General features: G+C 55.8%; 21 protein-coding genes. 12 read left to right on the top strand and 9 right to left on the bottom strand.

The features are described from left to right. The first annotated feature begins 4 nt into the window (after window positions 1–4). From ACR0IY_RS20280 to ACR0IY_RS20310, 7 genes are all read left to right on the top strand, one after another. Window positions 5–919, top strand: a complete 915-nt coding sequence (locus tag ACR0IY_RS20280; RefSeq protein WP_480676575.1) for a peptidyl-prolyl cis-trans isomerase — start codon at window positions 5–7, stop codon at window positions 917–919. Continuing rightward, entirely contained in the window at window positions 916–1,926 is a 1,011-nt protein-coding gene (locus ACR0IY_RS20285; protein WP_480676577.1) for a HupE/UreJ family protein, read from the top strand. The genes ACR0IY_RS20280 and ACR0IY_RS20285 overlap by 4 nt, the downstream gene beginning before the upstream one ends. A gap of 26 nt (window positions 1,927–1,952) precedes the next feature. Beyond that, complete coding sequence (locus tag ACR0IY_RS20290; protein WP_170825395.1) at window positions 1,953–2,141, top strand: hypothetical protein; 189 nt, start codon at window positions 1,953–1,955, stop codon at window positions 2,139–2,141. A 188-nt stretch (window positions 2,142–2,329) separates the two neighbouring features. Next, window positions 2,330–3,175 (top strand): KPN_02809 family neutral zinc metallopeptidase, encoded by an 846-nt coding sequence (gene ypfJ / locus ACR0IY_RS20295; RefSeq protein WP_171212900.1) that lies wholly within the window; start codon window positions 2,330–2,332, stop codon window positions 3,173–3,175. Window positions 3,176–3,191: 16 nt separating this feature from the next. After that, window positions 3,192–4,685 (top strand): autotransporter outer membrane beta-barrel domain-containing protein, encoded by a 1,494-nt coding sequence (locus ACR0IY_RS20300; protein WP_480581785.1) that lies wholly within the window; start codon window positions 3,192–3,194, stop codon window positions 4,683–4,685. Between the two features lie 19 nt (window positions 4,686–4,704). Further along, complete coding sequence (locus tag ACR0IY_RS20305) at window positions 4,705–5,793, top strand: transporter substrate-binding domain-containing protein (protein WP_480676580.1); 1,089 nt, start codon at window positions 4,705–4,707, stop codon at window positions 5,791–5,793. A 55-nt stretch (window positions 5,794–5,848) separates the two neighbouring features. Continuing rightward, entirely contained in the window at window positions 5,849–7,387 is a 1,539-nt protein-coding gene (locus ACR0IY_RS20310; protein WP_480676582.1) for a phospholipase D family protein, read from the top strand. A 393-nt stretch (window positions 7,388–7,780) separates the two neighbouring features. Here ACR0IY_RS20310 and ACR0IY_RS20315 read toward each other — a convergent pair whose 3' ends face one another. The 4 genes from ACR0IY_RS20315 to ACR0IY_RS20330 form a co-directional block, all read right to left on the bottom strand. After that, complete coding sequence (locus tag ACR0IY_RS20315) at window positions 7,781–7,981, bottom strand: hypothetical protein (RefSeq protein WP_170609281.1); 201 nt, start codon at window positions 7,979–7,981, stop codon at window positions 7,781–7,783. 691 nt (window positions 7,982–8,672) lie between these two features. Further along, complete coding sequence (locus ACR0IY_RS20320; RefSeq protein ID WP_480676585.1) at window positions 8,673–9,209, bottom strand: hypothetical protein; 537 nt, start codon at window positions 9,207–9,209, stop codon at window positions 8,673–8,675. A 177-nt stretch (window positions 9,210–9,386) separates the two neighbouring features. After that, window positions 9,387–11,252 carry a ParB/RepB/Spo0J family partition protein gene (locus ACR0IY_RS20325; RefSeq protein ID WP_480676587.1) on the bottom strand — a complete coding sequence of 622 codons (1,866 nt, stop codon included), beginning with the start codon at window positions 11,250–11,252 and terminating at the stop codon, window positions 9,387–9,389. A 324-nt stretch (window positions 11,253–11,576) separates the two neighbouring features. Continuing rightward, the gene (locus ACR0IY_RS20330) at window positions 11,577–11,981 is read right to left on the bottom strand and encodes a DUF3768 domain-containing protein (protein ID WP_480676589.1); all 405 of its coding nucleotides are present in this window, start codon (window positions 11,979–11,981) and stop codon (window positions 11,577–11,579) included. Between the two features lie 763 nt (window positions 11,982–12,744). Here ACR0IY_RS20330 and ACR0IY_RS20335 point away from each other — a divergent pair. After that, complete coding sequence (locus ACR0IY_RS20335; protein ID WP_480676591.1) at window positions 12,745–13,053, top strand: hypothetical protein; 309 nt, start codon at window positions 12,745–12,747, stop codon at window positions 13,051–13,053. A 228-nt stretch (window positions 13,054–13,281) separates the two neighbouring features. Further along, window positions 13,282–13,536 carry a hypothetical protein gene (locus ACR0IY_RS20340; RefSeq protein WP_480676593.1) on the top strand — a complete coding sequence of 85 codons (255 nt, stop codon included), beginning with the start codon at window positions 13,282–13,284 and terminating at the stop codon, window positions 13,534–13,536. Window positions 13,537–13,803: 267 nt separating this feature from the next. Here the strand turns inward: ACR0IY_RS20340 and ACR0IY_RS20345 are convergent, their stop codons facing one another. The 3 genes from ACR0IY_RS20345 to ACR0IY_RS20355 all read right to left on the bottom strand — a co-directional run bounded on the left by ACR0IY_RS20345 (window position 13,804) and on the right by ACR0IY_RS20355 (window position 15,958). Beyond that, a complete protein-coding gene (locus ACR0IY_RS20345; RefSeq protein ID WP_480676595.1) occupies window positions 13,804–14,109 on the bottom strand; it encodes an ArsR/SmtB family transcription factor in 306 nt (101 codons plus the stop codon). A gap of 479 nt (window positions 14,110–14,588) precedes the next feature. Next, window positions 14,589–14,909: a WGR domain-containing protein gene (locus ACR0IY_RS20350; protein ID WP_480676597.1), complete on the bottom strand. Its 321-nt coding sequence runs from the start codon at window positions 14,907–14,909 to the stop codon at window positions 14,589–14,591. A 260-nt stretch (window positions 14,910–15,169) separates the two neighbouring features. Beyond that, on the bottom strand, window positions 15,170–15,958 hold the full coding sequence (locus ACR0IY_RS20355) for a Crp/Fnr family transcriptional regulator (protein ID WP_480676599.1): 789 nt from the start codon (window positions 15,956–15,958) through the stop codon (window positions 15,170–15,172). A 173-nt stretch (window positions 15,959–16,131) separates the two neighbouring features. Between ACR0IY_RS20355 and ACR0IY_RS20360 the strand changes: the two genes are divergently transcribed. Further along, window positions 16,132–17,253 (top strand): linear amide C-N hydrolase, encoded by a 1,122-nt coding sequence (locus tag ACR0IY_RS20360; RefSeq protein WP_480676601.1) that lies wholly within the window; start codon window positions 16,132–16,134, stop codon window positions 17,251–17,253. A 355-nt stretch (window positions 17,254–17,608) separates the two neighbouring features. On the opposite strand, the gene ACR0IY_RS20365 is transcribed toward ACR0IY_RS20360, so the two are convergent. After that, on the bottom strand, window positions 17,609–18,295 hold the full coding sequence (locus tag ACR0IY_RS20365; protein ID WP_480676603.1) for a Crp/Fnr family transcriptional regulator: 687 nt from the start codon (window positions 18,293–18,295) through the stop codon (window positions 17,609–17,611). 122 nt (window positions 18,296–18,417) lie between these two features. Between ACR0IY_RS20365 and ACR0IY_RS20370 the strand changes: the two genes are divergently transcribed. Both ACR0IY_RS20370 and ACR0IY_RS20375 read left to right on the top strand, forming a co-directional pair. Then, window positions 18,418–19,926 (top strand): DUF1254 domain-containing protein, encoded by a 1,509-nt coding sequence (locus ACR0IY_RS20370; protein ID WP_480676605.1) that lies wholly within the window; start codon window positions 18,418–18,420, stop codon window positions 19,924–19,926. Between the two features lie 37 nt (window positions 19,927–19,963). After that, window positions 19,964–20,971 carry a DUF1254 domain-containing protein gene (locus ACR0IY_RS20375; protein ID WP_480676607.1) on the top strand — a complete coding sequence of 336 codons (1,008 nt, stop codon included), beginning with the start codon at window positions 19,964–19,966 and terminating at the stop codon, window positions 20,969–20,971. Window positions 20,972–21,364: 393 nt separating this feature from the next. On the opposite strand, the gene ACR0IY_RS20380 is transcribed toward ACR0IY_RS20375, so the two are convergent. Further along, window positions 21,365–21,919: a cupin domain-containing protein gene (locus ACR0IY_RS20380; RefSeq protein WP_170407628.1), complete on the bottom strand. Its 555-nt coding sequence runs from the start codon at window positions 21,917–21,919 to the stop codon at window positions 21,365–21,367. Window positions 21,920–21,997: the final 78 nt, after the last annotated feature.

Raw genomic sequence — 21,997 nt, forward strand, 5'->3', positions numbered from 1 at the left:
AGATGTGAACAAACATTGGCAATCAACCAATTCGCCGCGCCCAAGTGATCCGGTGTCAAACAAACAGAACGTGTTGCAGAGGGTCATCCGGGAACCCTTTGTCCATTTTGCCATTCTCAGCATCGCAATCTTCGGCTGGTTCAAGCTGGCGCAGCCCGCGGAATGGACAGGTGAGCCCGATGCGCGCGTCATTGTTCTCGAACAACGGCAAATCGATCTTCTGGCTGCCCAGTTCGAGGATACATGGCGGCGCGCTCCGACCGACGAAGAACTGAACAAACTCAAAGCCGACTGGCTGAACCGCGAGGTGCTTGTGCGCGAGGCTTTGGCGCTTGGGCTGGATGGCAATGATGAGATCATCCGCAACAGGTTGGTGCAGAAGATGAACTTCCTTCTGACCTCCGAAGCGGGCGCGGCCCGTCCCGATGATGAGGTGTTGCAAACCTATCTGTCAGACAATGCCGAGGCGTTCACGACCACTGCGCGGATTGCGGTCAGCCTTGTTTATCTGGGGCAAAACCCCAGCGGCACGTTTGTTGGCCAGACGCGGGCGCGTTTGGCTGCAGGGGAAGATCACCGCCAGTTGGGCCAGGCGTCGCTGCTACCGACGGGGTTTGATCTGAGCGTCCGATCTTCAGTTGATGGCAACTTCGGAACGGGTTTCTTCGACCAGTTGCAACCCTTGCCATTGGGTGAATGGAGCGGACCCGTTCAGTCGTCCTTCGGGCTTCATATGGTTAGGATAGACAACAGATGGGACGCTACTCTGCCGCCTTTTGGAGCGATCCGGGATCGCGTTTTGGCGGATTGGCGCGAGAAGCAGGCCGAGCGCGCGAAAGAGGTTTTCATAGAAAATCTGAGATCCACTTATTCGATCCAGGACCTTGGGGTAGCAGGCATCTTAGAGAGTGAATCATGAGGCACTTTCTGCCCTTACTTGCGCTGTTGGCGGGGCTTCTGGCACCGGCGTTCGTACACGCCCATGCGTTGGAGCCCGGTTATCTTGAGATTTCGCAGGAAACCGACAGCGATTGGTATGTGTTTTGGCGCAAACCGGACGTTCAGGGCGCACCGATGGATATTGACGTTGCACTTCCTGATGTTTGTAGCGCACCCACCTTCGATGCCCCTGTCCTTGACGGTCGCGCCTGGACACAGGTCTGGCGCATGACCTGCACCGAAGACCTGCGCGGCAACACGATCCTGATCGACAAGCTTGATGCGCAGCGAACGGACGTCTTGCTGCGGGTGGGGTATCTGGACACCGAGAACATGGCCACATTCCGCCTGACACCGGATGCGCCTGCCGTCACGCTGCCCGCGCAGCAGGGGTTGGTTCAGACGCTATGGCAATACGGCGTGTTGGGGTTCGAACATATCCTCGAAGGCTGGGATCACCTGCTTTTTGTCTTTGCCCTGCTGGTGCTGATCCGCAACCTGCGCCAGCTGATCTGGGCCGTGACCGCCTTTACTGTCGCGCATTCGATCACGCTGGGTTTGGCCACCTTTGGAGTTCTGAACGTGCCCGGCCCTCCTGTCGAGGCCGTGATCGCGCTGTCTATTGTCTTTCTGGCAACCGAGGTTCTGCGGTCTGACGACAAACCAAAGACACTGGCGAGTCGGTTCCCCTGGGTGATTTCGTTTGGGTTCGGCCTGTTGCATGGCTTGGGTTTTGCCGGTGCGCTGGCCGAGATCGGTCTGCCTGAACAGGACATCCCGGCGGCTTTGCTGGCCTTTAACCTCGGGGTCGAGGCGGGGCAGCTTGCGTTCATCTTTGCCGTGCTGGGCGTGTTCGTGGTGCTGAAAAAGACAATGCAGATCGTCTGGGGCTGGTCCTTCGCGCCAGGTCCCTCGCGCCAATTTCTCGGATATCCCATCGGATGCATTGCCGGTTTCTGGCTGGCCGAGCGTTTGGCTGGGTTTTGATTCAACACAGAAAAGGAGAATAGACAGTGAGTAAGTTACTGGGGGGTGCGATGGTTGTCGCGATACTTGCGATTGCCGGCTGCGACGTGGTGGACCCCGACTGCACACCAGAAAAAGCTGCGAAACGCCAGGTCCAGCAAGCGACGATTGGCGTCAGCACGAATAGATGCACACCAGCTGAGACTGCGCGCGATACCGCAGGTATCGACGGTTGAGGAATTCGGGCACTCCAAAGCACTGGATGAATCGTGAGTGGTGAAGAAGTGACGCCCGGTATTGTCCTACAGAAACCGTAGTCACTGTGCCAGTTTTTGGAGGCCCGGATCGGTTCCCCGTTTGAACCTCGTAAGACGGGGAACCGACAAATTTAAACTTTGATACGCCCGGATGGGCCGGAGGCCATATGCGCTGGAAAGGACGACGTACAAGCAAAAACATCGACGACCGGCGCCACACGCCGCGTGGGGTATCTCGAGCCGGTATGAGCGGCGCGGGGTTGATTGTGGTCGTCGTAATCGGCCTGCTTTTTGGTGTCGATGTCACGCCGTTTTTGGGCGGCGGTGGTCAGGTTGCTCCTCCGCAAGCAAATGCCCCGGTTCAAATTGACGACGAAACCGAAGAGTTTGTGGCTGTCATACTTGCCGACACGGAAGCGATCTGGTCCGAGATTTTCGCGAATTCGGGCATTCAATACACGCCGCCGGTTCTGGTCCTGTTTGCAGGCAGAACTCAATCGGCCTGCGGCAGCGCCGCTTCGGCAACCGGCCCGTTCTATTGCCCTGTCGATCAGCGTGTCTATCTGGATACGTCGTTCTTTCAGGTGATGGAGCAACGGCTGGGCGCGCGTGGTGATTTTGCCAAGGCCTATGTCATCGCGCATGAGGTCGCGCATCATGTCCAGAACAGCCTGGGCGTTCTGGAACAGGTGAACCGCGCAAAAAGCAGGTCCAGCCAAGCCGAGGCAAATGCCTTGTCGGTTCGGGTCGAGCTTCAGGCTGACTGCTACTCAGGCGTCTGGGCCCGCGCCGTTGACAAGCGCTTTGGCGTATTGGAACCCGGCGACATAGAAGAAGCCCTAAACACGGCCGCCGCAATCGGTGACGACGCACTGCAACGCGCCCAGCGTGGCGTTGTTGTCCCTGACAGTTTTACTCATGGCACCAGTGCTCAACGGCAAAACTGGTTCCATCGCGGATACCAGACAGGTGACCCCAACAGCTGCGAAACCTTCGCAGTAGACCAACTATGACTTTCAAGGAAAACGAATGAAATCCAAGCTAATAGCGGCTGCCAGCACGACTATGGCACCTGTTCTGGGATCAACCGCCGCTCTTTTCATTTTCGGCGCGCTGGGATCCGAGGTTGCTGCCCAACAATGCGGCTCGTCCGGCGATCTGATCTATATCGGACGGACGCGTGGTGAGACATCCTCGGTTTGGCTGTCTACAACCGCACGGGGCGATTTTCGGCTGGAAGCGGCGCAGGGAAACACAACCGTCGACACCTGGAGCCAAAACCGCAGCGGCCCTCATCTGTCCTTTTCGCCGTTTGTTTCCAACGGATCTGGCGGCGTACACCGGCTGTTTGAAAGTGGTGCTGCGCCCAATGGTCGGGACTGTCTTGTCGATACACAAAACCAAAGAAGAAACTGGTCGCTTCCGGGCCGGCCACCGGGCGGCGGTGGAGGCGGAGGAAATCCCGGCGGACCGGGAGGTGGCGGAGGTCCAGGTGGACCCGGCGGTGGAGGCGGCAACCCCGGAGGAGGGGGCGGTAATCCCGGCGGCAGTGTACCAGGAGGTGGATTTGTCGGTGTCTTGCCAACGGCAGGCAGCACACGCTTTGACCGCTCTGCTGAAGTCACGGAACAAAAACCGTGCACGACAGATCCCAATGGCAAACTGGACTCGGCTCTGTGTGACCCACTTGTAACCCCACCGCTGACCGAAGGGCGCGATTTTGCCCCGCCGACACCGTGGAATGTCTGGACAGACTTTACCTTTACGCAAGTCGACGACACGCGCGGCGTTCGGGATTTGGACGTGAACGATCATTATTTCGCGGTGGGTATCGACCGTCTTGTGACACCGACACTTGTTCTGGGCATACAGGCGGAGTTCGACAACACGGATGCCAACGCTTATGGCGGCTTGTTCGAACAGGATACAAATGGCTGGGCTGTTGGACCCTATTTCGCCTGGCGGATGGCCGAGAACTGGACCCTGAACGGACTGGCAACCGTTGGGCAATTGTCTTCGGATGTCTCACTTCTGGGGCTGACCGGTGATTTTGATCGGACACGTTGGCGGGCCAATCTACAGGCGACTGGCGAATATGAAGCCGGAAATTTTCTGATCCGACCCTCTCTTGCTTTTGACTATTATCGCTATGAGGGCAAAGATTTTGACCTGTCCGGAACACTGCTTGGAATACAGCGCGACATCATTGTCGAACTGGACAGCGCGCAATACAGCACTCTGACACCAGAGGTCGAAGTCAGCCGCCCATTCTTGACGTCGAATGGTGTGGTCGCACCCTTTGCCACGTTCGGGGCAACCTATTGGATCGACAACGACCAACTGGGGTTGGTGGCACCTTCAGTGGGCCAGGATCAGGATGATCTGATCTGGACGACCCGCCTGGGAGTGCGCGCGCGAATGGGCGAGGCAGTGTTTGCCGAAGCGTCCTTTGGCTATCTCAGCCTGTTTGAAGACAATCTGGATGCCGCCGACGCATCCGTGTTCCTATCGGTAAGTTTCTGATCTCTGAAATGCAAAGGATATGAAGCGTAGCCCCATCCTCATCATAATCGCGATCCTGACGATCCTCGGATTTCTTGCGCCCGAAACGTCGCGGGCACAAGGGCGTACTGGACCGGTGCCCGTAGCTGCCTCGTTCTGTCCTCCATTTGTGATTGGAGAGGCGGATAAGCTGGATGGTCTGGCCATTTTCTTGTGGGATCGCGTGGCTCGGGAACTCAGGCTTGACTATGAAGTTACGCTGATGAGCTTCGGTGACATGATCGATAGTGTCGCCGCAGGGCAATCAGCGGTCGGCGTGTCTTGTCTTTCGATTACATCCGAGCGTGAAGAACGGGTGGACTTTTCTCATTCGTTTTTCGAGACGCACAAGGCCATCGGGATCAAGAAAGCCAGCTACCTCAGCTCTATTTGGCAGTTCCTGCTGAGCCCGCGCATTCTGACCGCAATCATCATCGTGCTGGGTGCAGCAGCACTGGTGGGCGGAGTGTTCTACCTGCTTGAGCACAAGATCAACGCAAAGCTCTACGCGATGAAATCGCGCGGCGGCAAGGTGATGGAGGCTTTGGTGATCGGCCTCCTGTTCGTGACGCGCGGTCCCATTCGCTATTACGAGTTCAAAACGCCGACGGCGCGGATACTTTCCGCTTTGTTGGCGGTTGGCAGCACAATCATGGTTGCCAGCATCACGGCCATTCTGGCCAGCGCATTCACACTGGAACAGATCCGATCCGAAATTCGCTCGCCCGACGATCTGGCTAAGGTGCGGGTTGCAACTTTGGCGGATTCAACGTCGGCAGAATACTTACAACGATCTGGCATTGCAGCGCGGACTTATGACACCCTGACCGAGGTAGTCACCAGCCTGGACACTGACCGCATCGATGCGGTTGTCATGGATGCACCCGCCCTGAAATACGAAATCCTGCGCGGCCGCGAACAGGGCCGCTTCGAAAACCTCGAAGTGCTGCCCTACGAGTTCGAAGAACAGAACTATGCCTTCGCGCTGCGGGATGAAAGCCAATATGTCGAGGTTCTCAACCGCGCCCTGCTGTCTGTCCGCAAGAGCCCAGCATGGGATACCGAAGTACGAAGGTATATCGGGAAGTGAGATCGACCGACCTCGCCGATTAGGGCTGGTGAATAAGGTTAAAGGAAGAAAAATGATGCCGAGAAAACTACTATGGGTATCGCTGGGACTGATCGCGCTGGCCGCCTGCTCGACGGGATCTCGTGAATTTGTTCAAACCCCGTCGCGTGCGGTCGAGATCCCGTCTAACAGCAGGTTGACGACTGCGGTGCGCAAACTGGGAGATCCGCGCGACGGGCGATCGGGGGTCAAGCTGATCAGCAACGGCGAAGAGGCTTTAGCCGCGCGACTGGTGTTGGCGGCGCAAGCGGATGTGTCGATCGATGCTCAATACTACCTGCTGCACAACGACCTGACCGGGCAATTGTTTGCCCAAAGCCTGTTAGATGCGGCGGATCGCGGTGTGCGCGTGCGGCTGCTGCTCGATGACATGGACACATCCGGCTATGACGCGATGACGGCGGCGCTGGATTCTCATGAAAACATCGAGATCCGGCTATTCAACCCATTCTGGCGCGATCAGAGCCTGCTGGTTGCAGGTCTGACTGATTTCAAACGCATTAACCGGCGCATGCACAACAAATCCATAACGGCAGACAACACCGTTTCCATCGTGGGAGGCCGCAATGTGGGGGATGAGTATTTTCTGGCCAAGGAAGAGATGAACTATGCCGATTTGGATATCCTCGTGGCCGGGCCAGTGGTTAACGAGGTGTCCGATAATTTCGACGAATACTGGAATAGTGAATTTGCCGTTCCCGCTCATGCGGTGATTGGCGAACCCGAGACTCTGGGGTTGGCAGATGCCCGCGTGCGCCTGAATGCGCGTGTCGATGAAGCGCTGAAAACCCCGTATGCAGCGGCGGTCAAAAAAGCGGCGCAAGAGAACTTTACCCTTAGGACACTCAGGCTGAATTGGGTTCCGGCAAAACTGTATTCCGACCCGCCATCCAAGGCAGCCGGGGCCGATGCTGATCAGCCCATTCTGGCATCGCAAATGGTGCCCTATTTCCGGAACGCCGAAAGTTCGGTCAATATCGTGTCGGCCTATTTCGTCCCCCGAAAGAAAGGGGTCCAATGGCTGAGCGAGCTTGAGGGTCGTGGGGTCGAAGTGCGCGTTGTCACCAATTCGCTGGCGTCAAACGATGTGGCGCCGGTCTATGCCCATTATGCAAAGGAACGACGCGCGTTGTTGGACGGGGGCATCGAACTGTTTGAACTGCGCCCCGATTCCGACCAGGTCCATCAGAGGGGTGTGAACTGGGGTCAGTCGCGCGCGGGCCTTCACACCAAAGCCTTCACGATCGACGACCGTTATCTGTTTGTTGGCTCGTTCAACTGGGATCCGCGATCCGTCAATATCAACACGGAAATGGGCGTCTTGGTAGACTCTCCGGAATTGACGGCACGTGCGGTTCACGTGCTTGATGAAGCATTGCGGGAGAATACCTATTTCGTCCAGCTAGACGAGAATGACCGGGTTACTTGGAAATCCCTTCGCGAAGATGGAGCGATTTCGTTGTACCGAAGCGAACCAACTGGCAGCTTTTTCGACCATCTGAAGGCTGGAATTCTGGCGATCCTGTCATACTCTCCAAGAGGAAACCGGGGGTGATTTTAGAAATTCGTATTTTCTCAAATTGCCACCGGAACAGTTTTGCTCTTGGAGGCAATCTCCACGCCGGGAAAAGGGTCCCGCCCCTTTTCCAACCAGCAGGCGTGGGTGCCGGTGGACCGGCGCAGGGCAATCACGCAAAGCGTGGGCTGCCTGAACAGCGCCCGTCACATACCGGCACGTTCAAGTTCAGTATGGCATTTTTCGCGCGCCTCAGCGCGCTCTGTTTCCCGCCGCTTGCGCGGCGGGTGTGGCAGAGGTGCGAACTGCCGCGTTGCGGCCGGACGGTGCCCCTGCCCGGCCGTTGATCCGCGCGTCACGTGTGGCGCATGTGTGGTCCGGCTCTTCGGCCGGAGCAAAGAAAAGGGCGGCTTGCGCCGCCCTGCCCTTTCGTCATTCGGTGACGGGCTCGTCATCGTTCCGCTTTGGGAAGGCCACCATCTCGACGCCGGGGAACATGTTGTGCTTGACCTGGATCGAGGTGATGTTGCCAGCCTCATCGGTACTGACAAAGAGAACCCCGCAGCGATCCCAGAAAGTCTTGCCTTCTTTTTCACCGGTCTTGACGTTCAGTTTCAGAGTTTGAGTTGCCATTGTTTGATCCTCGCTATGGCGTGTTTCGATGAACATGGGAAAAGCGGGCAACAAGGGGACGTCAGCAGGGAATTTGATCCGCGCGGAATGCGCCGCAGGCGCAGGGGAAATTCCCTGTTGAAGCGCGGCGCCCGACACGGGCACCGCGCGTCTTCCCCGACTGCCCGCTTATGTTCATCCCTTCAGAAACACCGCAGCCGAGGATCATCTCCGGCAATGGGTTTGAAACTGTCAGGCCAAGTGAAAAGGCAAGACTTTCTGGGATCGCTGCGCACGGGTCATCTGAATAAAGCGATACTGTATGTGGCGGCAACACCGCCTCGATCCAGGTCAATCACAGGCGCTATGCTCAGTTCCGAGTGCAAGCGGCCTTTCCAGAAGGGTATGACCCTCGAGGCAATGAATGAAAGATCGCTGGCGATGCAAGTCGCCCTTTCCAACTGGCGGAGGCCAAAGACTGGACTGTCCGGCCTTGGTCCGCGCATGTGCGGACCAGGTGATCAGCCGGACTTAATTTGGCGGGGTGGATTTGGCTGAGATAACACGACAACCCACGTGACCTATCTCACGCGCGGATGTCGGCGGGACCAGCACATGGGCGGAGGCCGCACGATACCGCTCCAAGAAAGCGGCCCACCGAAGCGGGCCACAAGTTTAACCGAAGGAAAATCTTGGAGGTATTGAACACACGCTAACGTTTGCGCGCGCGATCGACAACACCGTCGGCTGTGATCGTGGCAATGCGATCCTCGGTGCGCCGGGTCATTTCCACGCCGTCACCCGTCATATGCGCCTCGGCAAATTCGGTGAACTTGAAGATGCTGCCATCGGCCTCAACATGGGTTTCATCCTCCGCCGAGCGGCGCTTCACCGAGCCGTCATGCCGGATTTCAATGATCGTGTTGTCGGCCATTCGGACCGTCACGGAATGCTCATCCATCGCAACACCCTGCCACCACATATCTGCATCGCGACGCACAACAATGCGGTTTGGGTGCAGCTTGATCTGCACATCTTGGGCGGCCTCAGGATCAGCGGATTTGACGACAACAATCGCCTCTTGTTCGCTGGGGTCGCTATGGATCGATGCGCTTCCGTTCTTTGGCGGCCAGAGCTTCGGCTGTTCGCGCGGCTTGCCCTTCTGGTCCATATGAAACCCGACAAACATCTGCGCGGATTTCCAAACGCGGCGGGCGGCTTTTTCGAGCTTGTTTGATGAGGTGTCCATGGGTCTTTCCAAATCCGTTCTGATCAAGTCATAGCTTTAGAAAATGAGCCGGGTGACCGACCTCTGATGGATAGTCTCGGCAGTTAGCGCACGCAATGCCGCATCGTATATCCATCTTTGAGTTAAACACTGCAGGGGCTTGTCAGGCAGGGCGCGATGCGCCCTGCCCTGTTGGGTTCAGAAGCAATCCGGCACCCATGCATCGATCCGGGCTTTCTGTGCCTCGGTCACGCCCAGTGCCGCCTGATGCTCTTTGTCATTGAAGAGCTTGTGTATCGCTTCGTTCTTCGCACCTTTCTTGGATTTCGCGAAGGCTTTGAACATGTCGGTGTCACCATGCAGGTCCAGCAATTCCTTGTAGAGATCATCCAGCTGCCAGCCTTTCAGTCGCTTGAAACAATTCTCTGTCGAAGGGGTCCAGATCGCGCGCATGTTGGCACCAATCTCAGCCTCGATCTCCGCCATGAACTCCGGGCGTTGGGTCAGAAACTGCCGGGCCAGAAAAGCCGTGATCTCTCCATTGCGGGTCTTCTTGCCCAGATCGCGAAACGCTTTGAACGCCTCCACGCTGCCTTGTGCGGCCATCTCTTGGAACTGGTCATAAGCCGCCGCTGCCGCCTCATCCCGTTCCCCGCCAAGGCGCGGGTCGAGGAGGAACTGGTTGTCGATCTCCGGCGTGTTCCGCTCAGCGCCACCATAGCCAAACCCAAACAGGGTGCTGGTCAGACCGGAGGCCGGGGTTGCGGAGAAGGCAAACAGGCTCAGCACATAATCCGGCTTGTCCAGCAGGGCCGTTTGAACCGCCGCCAGCCGGATCGCTACCATGTCGTCGATGAACTTCTGCGAATAGGCTGGTTTTGGTGCCTCCTTGATCTCTGGTTTTTTGACCGGGGCCAGAACACCGGCCTCAATGGCGGCTTGCACATGTTCTGCCGCGACATAGGCTGATGATGTTTTGATTTCGCCACTGTTGCCGACATAGACAAACACACCGGACAGCTTACGCTGATCGTCGGAGTAATACGGCGCGGCATAGTCCTCGAGCGCGGTTAGTTCCTTTTCACCGTCCGCGTCCAGAGCTTCACCCTCATAGAGCTCGGCAAGTGCGTCATACCGCTCGGCCTGTTTTTCGGTGAACTCTCGACTCACCATCTCCAGACGGTGCATGCCTTCGCTTCCCGAAAATCCATACGGAATGTAGCTGTCTTCATGGGTGTCCACCCAATCCCAGCCATCCGTTTCGCGTAGTTTCACTGCTTCCGCTGCCAGTTTCTCAGCAAACAGATGATCCAGTAGATCGCCTTCATTGAACAGGGTCTCATCGGCAAAGAGATCAGCGGTGACGGTGCCGCCCGCCCCAACATAAGCCTTCTGCCCGACAAACACGGCCTTGCGGTTGGTGCTGCTGACAGCCTCTGACGTCAGAGCCTGTTTGACATCATGCTCACTGAACCATCGGCACTCCTTGGCCTGTTCCAGCACCTCCAGAATTTTCTCTTCTTCGGTGCTGACTGTCATGGCCTTGGCCAGCCCCAAGCTGATCTCGCCAGATTTGAGCGCATCCAATACGGCGGTGGGCAGACCGGCCAGCGCAAGCCGACGGCGCACATGGGCTTCGGTTACGCCAAACGCATTGCTGATCTTGGCAATAGACAGGGATTTCTCGGCCATCTTGCCATAGGCGCGGACCTCGTCCACCGGGTCCAGTTCCTCGCGGGCGGTGTTTTCTGCATTGGCCCATTGCTCGGCCACAAAGGGGTTGTTCGTGACCTTCACGGGAACCTGTGCCAGATCGGCGCGCTCGGTCACGGCGATATTCAGAGCTCGCAGGCGGCGACCACCGGCAACGATAGCGACTTTGCCATCTGCATCGCGCAGACCGCTGAGGTTCTGGATCAGGCCGCACATGACCAGACTGTCGGCCAGTAGGGCGATACCTTCCTCAGCGGCCTCCTGTCGTGGGTTCAGATCAGACAGGTAGAGATCGGACAGGGCGATTGTTTCAATGGTTTCTGGTGCGGTGAATGTTTCGACTTTGCTCATGGGGCAAATCCTTGTTTGAGTGTTTCGCTTCGTGTTAAGGGTGCCCTACCCCTTCCGGGGTAGAGCGGGGCCGCTTAAGCGGCTGCGTGTTGTTTCAAGAAGGCGAGGCCGATCTTGGCGGAGAGACCTCCCTTCTTGACCAGCTCAACGGCTTCGCGCCGTCGTTGCTGCAAAGTTTCCTGACTTATTTTCATCACCCCCTTTCAGGTTTTTGCGGGCATAGGTTCACCCATTGCCCGGCAGGGCATGCTTGCATGTCCCGAGAGGGACCTTTCTTGCGCTGGTTGCGCATGCAGTCCCTGCCCCTTTGGAACAGGGCTGATCTCAGTATTCGCTGGGGCACATGATGGTCAGGACGCGGCGCGTCACTGACGTGTCAAACGGGCGATCGGAGCCGTATTTATAGTCCGCGTCGTAGAGGTCGATTTTCCAGAACAGTTTCTGGCCGCTGACCGTCACTGTTCCGAAAGTGTGATCGCCATAAGGGTCATTGCCTTCGTCAAACTGGTCATCCGACGCCAATGCCGCCAATGCCGCAGCCTGGAACTCCATCCCTTCGCCGGACACGCCGGGCGTGACAAACACCTGCCCCTGAACGCCCTTGGAGTGCATCTCAATTGCTGCAGTCGGATCGATCAGGGCTTTCCGAAACAGGTCATTCTGCGCCGCAATCTCTGCAGCCTGAAGGCTCGTGTCGTTCTCGATGTCTGTTGTTGCTTCACTGTTCAAAACCGTCTCTCCTTTTGTGGTGCGACCTCCGGGGCTGGTCCCCTTTGGTGCTGGTTTTGAGCCGAGCCCTGAAAGGGCGTCGTCTCTAAAACCTGCCTCGTGGCGAACGCGGAGAGGGGCGAGACAGGACAAATCGACAAGAGTGGTGCGGCCCGCAGCGCAGCGCGCGAGGACACGGTCTTGTCTATTTGTCTTGTCCGAGGGGGGAGGCCGCGCCTTCCCCCTGACGTCGGGTGGCGTTTGGCTTGTCCAAATCCCGCCTGACCAACAAAAGAAGCCAAAGGATCTGCGATCCTGCGGGAGCGCAAAAGGGATCGTCACCCGAATGGGCAGATCACCACGGCATGGAGCGACCATGACCCAAAGCCCCTGCCCCGGCTCGCATGAGACGGGTCAGGAGCTACTGCGTCAGGGAGATCATGCTGGGGTGTTCTGGGTGGAAGCCGATATGTCGGCTGGAACCTAGAGCCCGGTCACGAGCCGGCTGGCTCGGGATTTGCCAATGAGGCAGAACGTCAGATGACTAGGGCCTTCACGTCATAAACGAGCTCAGAACCGGTAAGAGTAGTTTCAGGATTGGAGTGAGCCCGCGCGAGTCTCAACTCGCCGTTTGCGTGGTCTAATCAGAAAACAAAAGCACAAGTGTTACCCTCCACTGGCGCTAACGCCATATATAGTATGCTGGTGTTATGCGATCACAATATACTTGATTTTGAACCCCTTTTGTTCTATTCTTTAGTGACGCTGCCAAGGGGAAGAACACATGTCCGGATCTGCCAGCTCAGAAACACAGACAGCACTGCCTGCAACGGCCAAGCAACTTGCCTATGCACGCAAGTTGGCAGAGCAACAAAACGTCGTTTTGCCATGGGAAATCCAGCAAGATCGGCGCGCGATGAGCCAATGGATCGACACGCAGAGGTCAGCCCCTCGCGTACGCGATACCCGGCCGAGTTCCAAGCAAGTGGCATTTGCGGAGCGCATCGCCCGGATCAAGCGCAGCCCTGTTCCGGACGAGTGTTTCCGGGATCGCAATCTGATGTCCCGCTGGATCGATAGCAACAAGCCCTGAGCGGACCCACGGGAGCGGTAGATTCATTACAGCATAGAAACAATTGTTACGTTGAGAAAGCTCGGCCAGTACGGTATCTGACGAACGCGGCGTACCTGGGGGGTTTATTGATTTACTTGAGGGGGTACGAGTTTGGTGCGTCGCGCACCCTCCCATCCGATGCTGGCCAAGCTACGAGTTTTGCTGATATGACATCGCCTGCGTTCAAAAGATTGGAACAGCGCAGTCATGAATATCGATGAACCAAACCTGATAATGTCGGACAAGTGTAAGTCCGTACTTGTCGATGGATTTCGCTTTGAAATTGAAATCTATCGCTTGGAAAACCAGGACCGCTGGACATTGGAAGTGATCGACGCAGAGGACGCCAGCTATGTTTGGGACGATAAATTCAGTTCCGACCAAGACGCATTGGATATCGCTGTCGATATCCTGAACAATGAGGGCGCCCTGGGGTTCATGGGAAAAGACCAGAAACCTTAGGGTACCGTCAGAGTCTTTTGCTTGTAACCTGCATTTATGGGCAAATTCAGATTAGACTTGGCCGCGTTTGGTTCTGCTGCACATCAGAGTGTTAACTATCCCAATTGGACCCAACAATACGCTAAAGGCCGCGTGAGGTCCGACGCTTAAGCCCTTGGTGTTGACGATTAAGGCGCTGAGTATGCCGTATACGCTGGCTGGCTATACGAGTGTGGAATGCCAAACTCCGATTTTGTCCAGCCCTGTAATGACCGCATCGATTGCAGATTACTTTTCCGCATCTTCGTTACAAAACAGATCGTACAGAACCTCCAAAATCGCCAACACGCGTTCATCCGCAATCCTGTAATAGATGCTCTTTCCGTCGCGCCTCGACTCAACCAAACCAGACAAGCGCAGACGTGACAGTTGCTGGGAAGCTGCTGCCTGCCGCATAGAGAAGGTGGTTTCGATTTCGCTTACGGATTTCTCACCGCCAAGAAGCAGGCACAAGATCTGCAAACGGCCGTCATGCGCCATTGCCTTAAGAAAATCGGTCGCTTCCAGAGCGTTTTGGCTGAGATCGGGTTTCAAGTGGGCCCCTAAAAGAATGATAAATCATGATATCACAACCTCTAAGATTTGTGTCGACTAGACGGAGAGGGGCGAGACAGGACAATTCGACAAGAATGGTGCGGCCCGCAGCGCAACGCGAGGGGTCACAATCTTATCGATTTGTCTTGTCCGAGGGGGGAGGCCGTGCCTTCCCCCTTACGTCGGGGGGCGTTTGGCCTGTTCGATTCCCGCCTGACCCAACAAAAAAAGCCAATGGATCTTGGATCCTGCGGGAGCGCAAAAGGGATCGAAACCCGAATGGGCAGATTACCACGGCATGGAGCGACCATGACCCAAAGCCCCTGCCCCGGCTCGCAAGAGACGGTTCAGGGGCTACTGCGTCAGGGAGATCATGCTGGGGTGTTCTGGGTTTCAGCCGGCATGCCGGCTGAAACCTAGAGCCCGCTCACGAGCCAAAAGGCTCGGGATTTGCCAAAGAAACAAATTGCAGCCCGAAGTCACTCATCGACCGGAGCATACCCTCGACGGCGTTTTTGCCTTTCGAGTTTTTTGAGCGCCTCGGCAGCCTCGGCTTCATCTTCGTACGTCACCATCATGGCTTGCCCGTTTGTACCAATACGTCCCCAGGTACGGAGGACGGACACTTCCCCAAACAACGTCGGCTGCAACTCTATTCCATAGAACCGCGCCATGTTGACGTCTGGATCCAAATGGATCAGGTGGACAGGTGTGGTCGCTGTCAGCTCCATGACACAATTGTCGATCAATAAAGCCCGTCTGTCCAATGACTTTGCAAAACGAGGTAACCGGAATCTCACGCTCATTCACCCAACTGACGTAACATCGTCGGCTTCAGCAGATTGTCACACCGTGTTCCTTATAGGCGTTCAACAGCATTTCCATGCGCTAGCATTCAGCTGCTGACAGTTCATAGCGGGCTTGTTCTGGGCTCAAAAACCCAAACTAAAGAGTACAGTTCATCACCGTAACATTGCAAATAAGCGGCTGCGAACTGCTCAAATCCGTACGAAAAGCAGCTTGAAGCCACACCCTGAAATGCAAGTCATTGCATATCGGGTCATGAGCAATACGCTTCCAGCGACGCAGGCTTCAGTAACCTGATCCTCTTGTAGGCGACATCAATCCACCCTTTTGATGCAAATTGCTTGAGAGTTCGATTGACCACGTCTCGCGCGGCATTTGCCAGCTCACCGATCTGCTCCTGCGTTAACCCCGAAATGACAGCGGTGCCTTCTTGCCCAGCCTCATGTGTTGAAGCGATGCGCAGCAGAGTCGAGGCAATGCGCTGTTGGACGTTGGGTATCAATAGATCGGAGACGGTCGCGATGGCAATGTCCATGCCGAAGGACGCGACCTTGGTTAGGGCCCGGTGATAACTCGAGTCGGATGCAGCTATCTGGTCCAGCGCGCCCAGCGGGACGTGGAACGCAATTGAGGGTTCAACCGCCACGAATGTCAGGTTCCGGTGGCGCCGGCTAAGCGAGGCATCATATCCGAACCACACGCCGCTACGGCATATATGGGCGAGCCTGTCTTCCCCACTGCGTCGCGGAACCTTGATTCCAAAAGCGCCTCCTGCAACTCCAAAGATGCCGCCGCGGAAGTCGCCGACGTCGAAGACTCGGCGACCGACTGCAAACGTCAGAAGCGTGGCCTTCTCCAGTATGACGGCCTGAAATGACTTATCTTGTTCGGCAAGCCATCCGTACCTGAGAACTGTGCGCTTCGCCTCGGAGATATCCAATCGCGGCTTGGCGGGTTCCTCTTGATCACGGCTTTTGTCCGCCGGGAGAACGTTTCCATGCCTGCCTTTGGCAGGATCAATGAAGTTTTTATCTTGGCCCATGCCGACTTTGTTGTGATTGCTACAGATCAGCACTGAGTATCAGATATAATCGACATGAAACACCACCTAGTTTTGATGCAAACCGCCAGTCAGAAACGGGTTTTCGCAATTGACACACGACTATCATCGAGCAACTCCAAAATATTGAAAGACGCCACATCAGGAGGTCATCTATGTATATCATGAAGCTGACAAAAACCGTTGCCCGGACCGTAGTTGCGCTGATCGCATCCGCATCAGTGTCGTGGGCCTGTACCGGCATTATGCTAACCGGTTCGGACGGGAGCATCATTCGCGCGAGGACCGCCGAATGGGGGCCTTTCGATCTCGAAACCAAGATCAACATCATCCCGAGGGGTTATTCGTACAGTGCCGGCGAGATGCCGGACGGAAAGCAGGGTGCTACTTGGACAGGAAAGTACGGCATGGTCGGCATCAGCATGCTGGACCACGGCGCCCCCGCTGACGGGATCAATGAGGTAGGACTGACTGCCGGGCTGTTCTACTTGCCGGGCTTCACCGAATATCAGGAGTACAATCCTGAACTTGCCGACAACACCATCCCCGGTGATTTGCTGGCAAGCTATGTCCTGTCGAATTTCGAAACGGTCGAGGAGGCGACAGCCGGGCTCGAGAATATTCGTGTCGTGGGCGTGGTGGATGAGACGCTTGGTTTTCCGTTTCCGTTTCACATGCTGGTGGCAGACCGATCAGGTGGACGGATCGTCATCGAGTATATTGATGGCGAGTTGACTGTTTTCGATGCCCCGCTTGGCGTAATCACCAATTCGCCAAACTATGATTGGCATATGACGAACCTCAACAATTACGTCAATCTGACTGCTATCGGCGTTCCGCAGGTCGAAGCCAGCGGCGTCACTTTTGCTCCGCTTGGCGCAGGCAGCGGCATGATCGGCCTGCCTGGTGATTTCACACCCCCGTCACGCTTTGTCCGCGCCGTGGCGTTCTCGCAAACGGCCCGTGAAACCCAGGGCGGCTACGATACTGTACGGGAAGCTTTCCGGATCCTCGACAATTTCAACATTCCGGCCGATGCCGCCGAGGGTGCACAGGACGATGTCCAATCGGAAGATCTGCTCTACAGTGCAACGCAGGTCACCACCGCCAGCGACTCCCAGAACCTCACTTACTACTATCACACAATGTACGACCGGACCGTGCATAAGGTCGATCTCAGCAAGATCGATTTTGGTGCCATGGGCGATGATATGGTGGTCTTCCCGACAAGCGGTGATCGCGAACCCACAATTGTCGACATGACACCGAGCAACTGACTCATTTGCTGGCCGGGGTTTTCGAACAGAACGAGCCCTTGAACCCCGGTCATTCCCAAACATTCGCGTCGATGCGATTTGGCAATCGCATTCCAGTGCATCACTAAACAGTAAGGTGGTTTCTGAATGCAGGTCGGTCTCGGCAAATCACACAGTCACACCCCAACCTCAAACTTCCAGCCATTGTTGCGGACGGTTACTCGGACGTATTCTTGATACGCGGTCAAAATCAACAAATCTCTGCACACAGCGCGCTTGAACAGGTTTGAAACGGCCCGAAAACTGCCCTGGACTTAATAGTGGTCATCGCTGCGCCGCAAATCAGTGTTGAACCCATCTCTGCCTAAGCTAGCGACTATTTTGTACTATTCTGCCTAAGATGTTGCTCCAAAGACTGCAAGTCGGAGACGCGAATGCTTGCATAGCTTCGCTCAATCGCTCCAGCGGTTTCCAGCGTACGCAGGCATTTGCTTGCTGTGTTTCGTGTCAGCCCTGTCATTTGCCCGACTTCTTCATTGGATAGATTGAAAACGCTCTGCCTTGGGTTCAGTTTTTTGAGGCTGATCAACATGGTGATCACGCGGCCCACAGGGTCTCGGTTGAGTGCCGCTTCGGTCAGAGTCAGATAACTGTCGATTTGGAAAAGCACGTTCATGGAAATGTGACGCCAAACCTCCGGGTGGCGCTCGTTTACCCTTTCGACATGGGCAGCGGGCACCACGAGTATTGTGCAATCGGTTCGCGCAACACCCGTACCCCGATGCCGCTCGCCAGTGATAACAGCGGCATCGCCAAACCAATTTCCCTTTTCGTATAGCAAAACCAGCCGTGTTTCATCGTGGTGGTAGCTCAGATATGCGCCCACTGAGCCGCTCGCGAGGCCAACCATAAAGCGCGGATCATCCTCGACTTCAAAGATGCGCTCACCTTTGGAAATCTGATGAAACCGCGCGCCGCTTAGCCAATCCTGTTGTACAGCATCCGGCAAACGCGAAAGCCAGCCGTTTTGCCGCAAAAAGTGAACCGCTTCGTCCCGATCCATATTTGCCCTCAAATGCCCGTTGACGTGCAGTTTAGGCGGATGGCTCTTGGTATCATACCCCCAATTTGATGATCCGAACCGTGGGTGCACGGCGGATGCTATTGTTAGGGAGTACTAAAATCATGATTAAGCAAGTCCTAAAGTACACCGGTTCGTTTGCCGCGATTTGCGGCGCATCACTTGCCATGGCGCAAGACAGTCCGGAATACGCGGCGAATGTGCCAGGCAGCATCATAGTCCCTGACAATTTCGAGACGCGGCTGGGAACACTGGAATATTTCGACGGCCTCCCGACCCCGGAAACAGCGGCTGTTGCCTATGATGCGCTGAACCTTGCGCGGGGGATCACCGCCTTTACAGACGGGATGCCAGCCGCATCGACCTATGCGATGTGCCGCGGGCTCGCTGAAACCGGAGCGGTTGTGGGAAGTTTCGGGATTTTTCAGGATCTCTACAATGCCCGATCCTTGCTGCTGACGCCCAACACAACGACAATTTATGTGATGGGCTGTACCGACCTGTCGAATGGCCCAGTGGTTCTGGAGCTGCCCTCGGGCATTCTGGGGCTGATCGACGACGTCTATATGCGCTATGTCGGTGATGTCGGGAACGCGGGGCCGGACAAGGGCAAAGGTGGGAAATACCTGATCGTGCCCAATGACTATGATGGGGATCTACCCGAGGACGGGTACTATATCCTGAAGACGTCAAGTTACATGAACTGGCTCGCGCTTCGGGCCTTCCCCGGCGCAGATGGGCCAGCAGCCGAAGCCAGTCGTGTCAAAGAGAACTTGCGTATTTACCCCTGGTCCGAACGGGACAATCCGCCTGAAACCGGGTTTGTCGATATGACGGATGTGCAGGTCAATACCATCCACGCCAACGACTTCTTGTTTTTCGAAGAAATGAAAGCCGTTGTCGATGCCGAACCCGAAGGCGCTTTGCCTGCAGAGCTATTGGGCGACCTGTTCACCTTGGGCATTCGCAGGGGGCAGCCGTTTGAGCCTGATGAACGTTTGACCCAAACACTTACCGAAGCAGTCGCCATCGGAACCGCTGCTGCGCGTTCACTGATCTATGCACCCCGTACCAGAGCCCCCTTCCTGTACGAAACCGGCTATTGGAAAACCCCATTTGTCGGCGGTGATCACGAATTCCAGGCGGGCGACGTAAAGCTTGTCGATGCCCGCACGCTGTTTCACTACTACGCCACTGGCATCACCCCCGCGATGGTGGCCAAGAATGTCGGCGTTGGCTCGCAATATGCAATGATCAACCGTGACAGCGATGGGGGCTATCTTGACGGCAGCAAGACCTATTCAATCACCATTCCAGCGGACGTTCCGGTGAACAACTATTGGTCATTCGTGGTCTACAGCACCCAAACGCGATCCCTGCTGGAAACAGATCAGAAACTGGCAGGCGTCGACAGCACGTTGCCTACCCTCAAAGCCAATGACGATGGCAGCTATACAGTTTGGTTTGCCCCCCAAGCGCCCGAGGGCAAAGAGGGGAACTGGATTCAGACCATGCCGGGCAAGTCCTGGTCGACCATCCTGCGTCTCTATGGCCCGCTTGAGCCCTGGTTTGATGGCACATGGCGCCCCGGTGAGATTGAGCTGGTCAAATGATCATTCGCGAAGCAACAAAAAATCAGGAGTTTTGAAAATGAAATCCCCGCTCCTTCTGACCGCAACATTTTTGGCGTCTGCGTCGCTGGCGCAGGCGGAAACAATCGCCGTCACTGCTGATAATTTTGCCCAAGCCGAAACCGCCTGGAACTTTGCCAATTGGGCCCGCAGAGGGGCCGACAAAGAAATACTGCACCTGCGCGAAGTGTCACCTGTTGGGGCCCAAGCGCCCACGGTGCGCATGAACTGGGATACACTGTATTCCATCCAGATTGTCGACGTGTCGGATGATCATGAATTCACGGTCAACATTCCAGACACCGATCTGTATGTCTCGGTGCAGATCATGGATGAAGACGGGTTTTCGCCCTATTTCATTGTTGAGCCAGGTGAACACAAGCTGAGAGTATCGACTGACTTCGCCTTTGTAATGTTTCGGACCGAGCTTAAGGACCGCACCGACTCCGACGCGTTGGATCATCTTCACGACGTGCAGGATATAATCACTGTTTCAGACTATGTTGAAAACAGCCCATATGTTTCGGCAGATTATGATCAGAAGCAGCTTGAAGCGCTGCGCATTGCCTATAAAGACGAGTTCTTGAAGGCTGGTATTGACTACACCTATGCCAAGGCACCCGGCGCTGCCGACCAGCATCTGCTCGACATTTCACATGCCGCTGGCTGGGGCGGGTATCCGCCAGAGCTGGGTGTTTCAAACGCCTATTCCAGCTCGCCCGCATTGCCCGGAGATGACTGCCTTGGCATCACTTTTGACGATCCCAAGAACAAGTTCTTCACGTCCTTCACGCTCTATGATGAAGCGGGTTATTTGATGGCCGGGAACACGCATATCAACTCGAACATGTGGGAACCAAATGCGGATGGGACCATCACCGTGCATTTCAACTGCGGAGACAACGCGATCAATTCTTTGTCCTCTGGTGGTGAGCCGTTCAATTACAGCGTGCGAAACTATGGCGTCAGCCAAGCCGTACTGGATGGTGATTTTCGCCCCATCAATCCCAAGCCTCTTGAGAACTGAGGCGACATTTGATTTGAGGACGAACTCTCGAAGCTCCCGGCGACGGAGTTTCGAGAATTGGTCAACCGGTGCCTTTCATAGAACACACACAAACCCTGAGCTTGGGCTCGCACCCAACGCAGCGCCTGGCGTATGCCGGAGCCAGTATCCGGTTGTTCGCGGCCCATAGCCGACTTTGAGCACCCTGTTGGATTTCTGCAGCCGCAGCCCGCATTCCGGCCATTCGCTGCAAGCGCAAAATCTAAAAAGCCAGCCGTCGGGGATTGCGCGAGAAAGGCGACAATTGGCTCCTGATCGCGAATGTCGATTTCATTTCCACATTCTGAGTTGGTTATCGAATTTGAACAACCCGCGAACTATTGAAGCGCTCACAGAAGAGTGCTTGTGTTTCAGTCAGAACGACGAAGGAGTGCATGCACTAATGACTTTGCAGGGCGTATCACCGGCATTCCGAAACCTGTGTGGCAGTATGCTCGAGAAATAATAAGCGTCTCCGGGACCCAGAACCCTGGACTGCCCGTCTACCGTGACTTCCAGCCGTCCTTCTATCACAACAGCGCATTCCTCACCTTCGTGAGACAGTTCAGCTCGACCCGAGTCAGCACCTACTTCGTACTCCTCAATCAGCATCTGTAGTTTCCTGTCTCGGCGCTCACCTGCAACCAACAAATAGGAAACCCCAGGTGACCCAAGATCGCGCATGGTTCCATGGGGAAAGTAAAAGCTGTCTTCATTTTTGAGTTCAAAACTAAAAAAGAACCCCAGATTGATATCAACGCCCGCCAGAATCTTCTTGAGCAAAGCAACAGAGGGTTGGGTCGATCCGCTTTCGATTTGAGAAATTGTCCCGCTACCAACTCCAGCACGCTTGGCCATCTCACGCTGGCTGAGACCCTTTGAGGTACGAATCAGTTTTAGGCGACGAGCCGTTTCCAAATCTGATGACAAAACCGTTACCTCAATGATTTCTCGCGTTTGATCGAAAGCACTTTATGTGAGCACGGTCTGTTTTTCAACAACTTACAC

This window comes from Ruegeria sp. BC1, assembly GCF_056539305.1.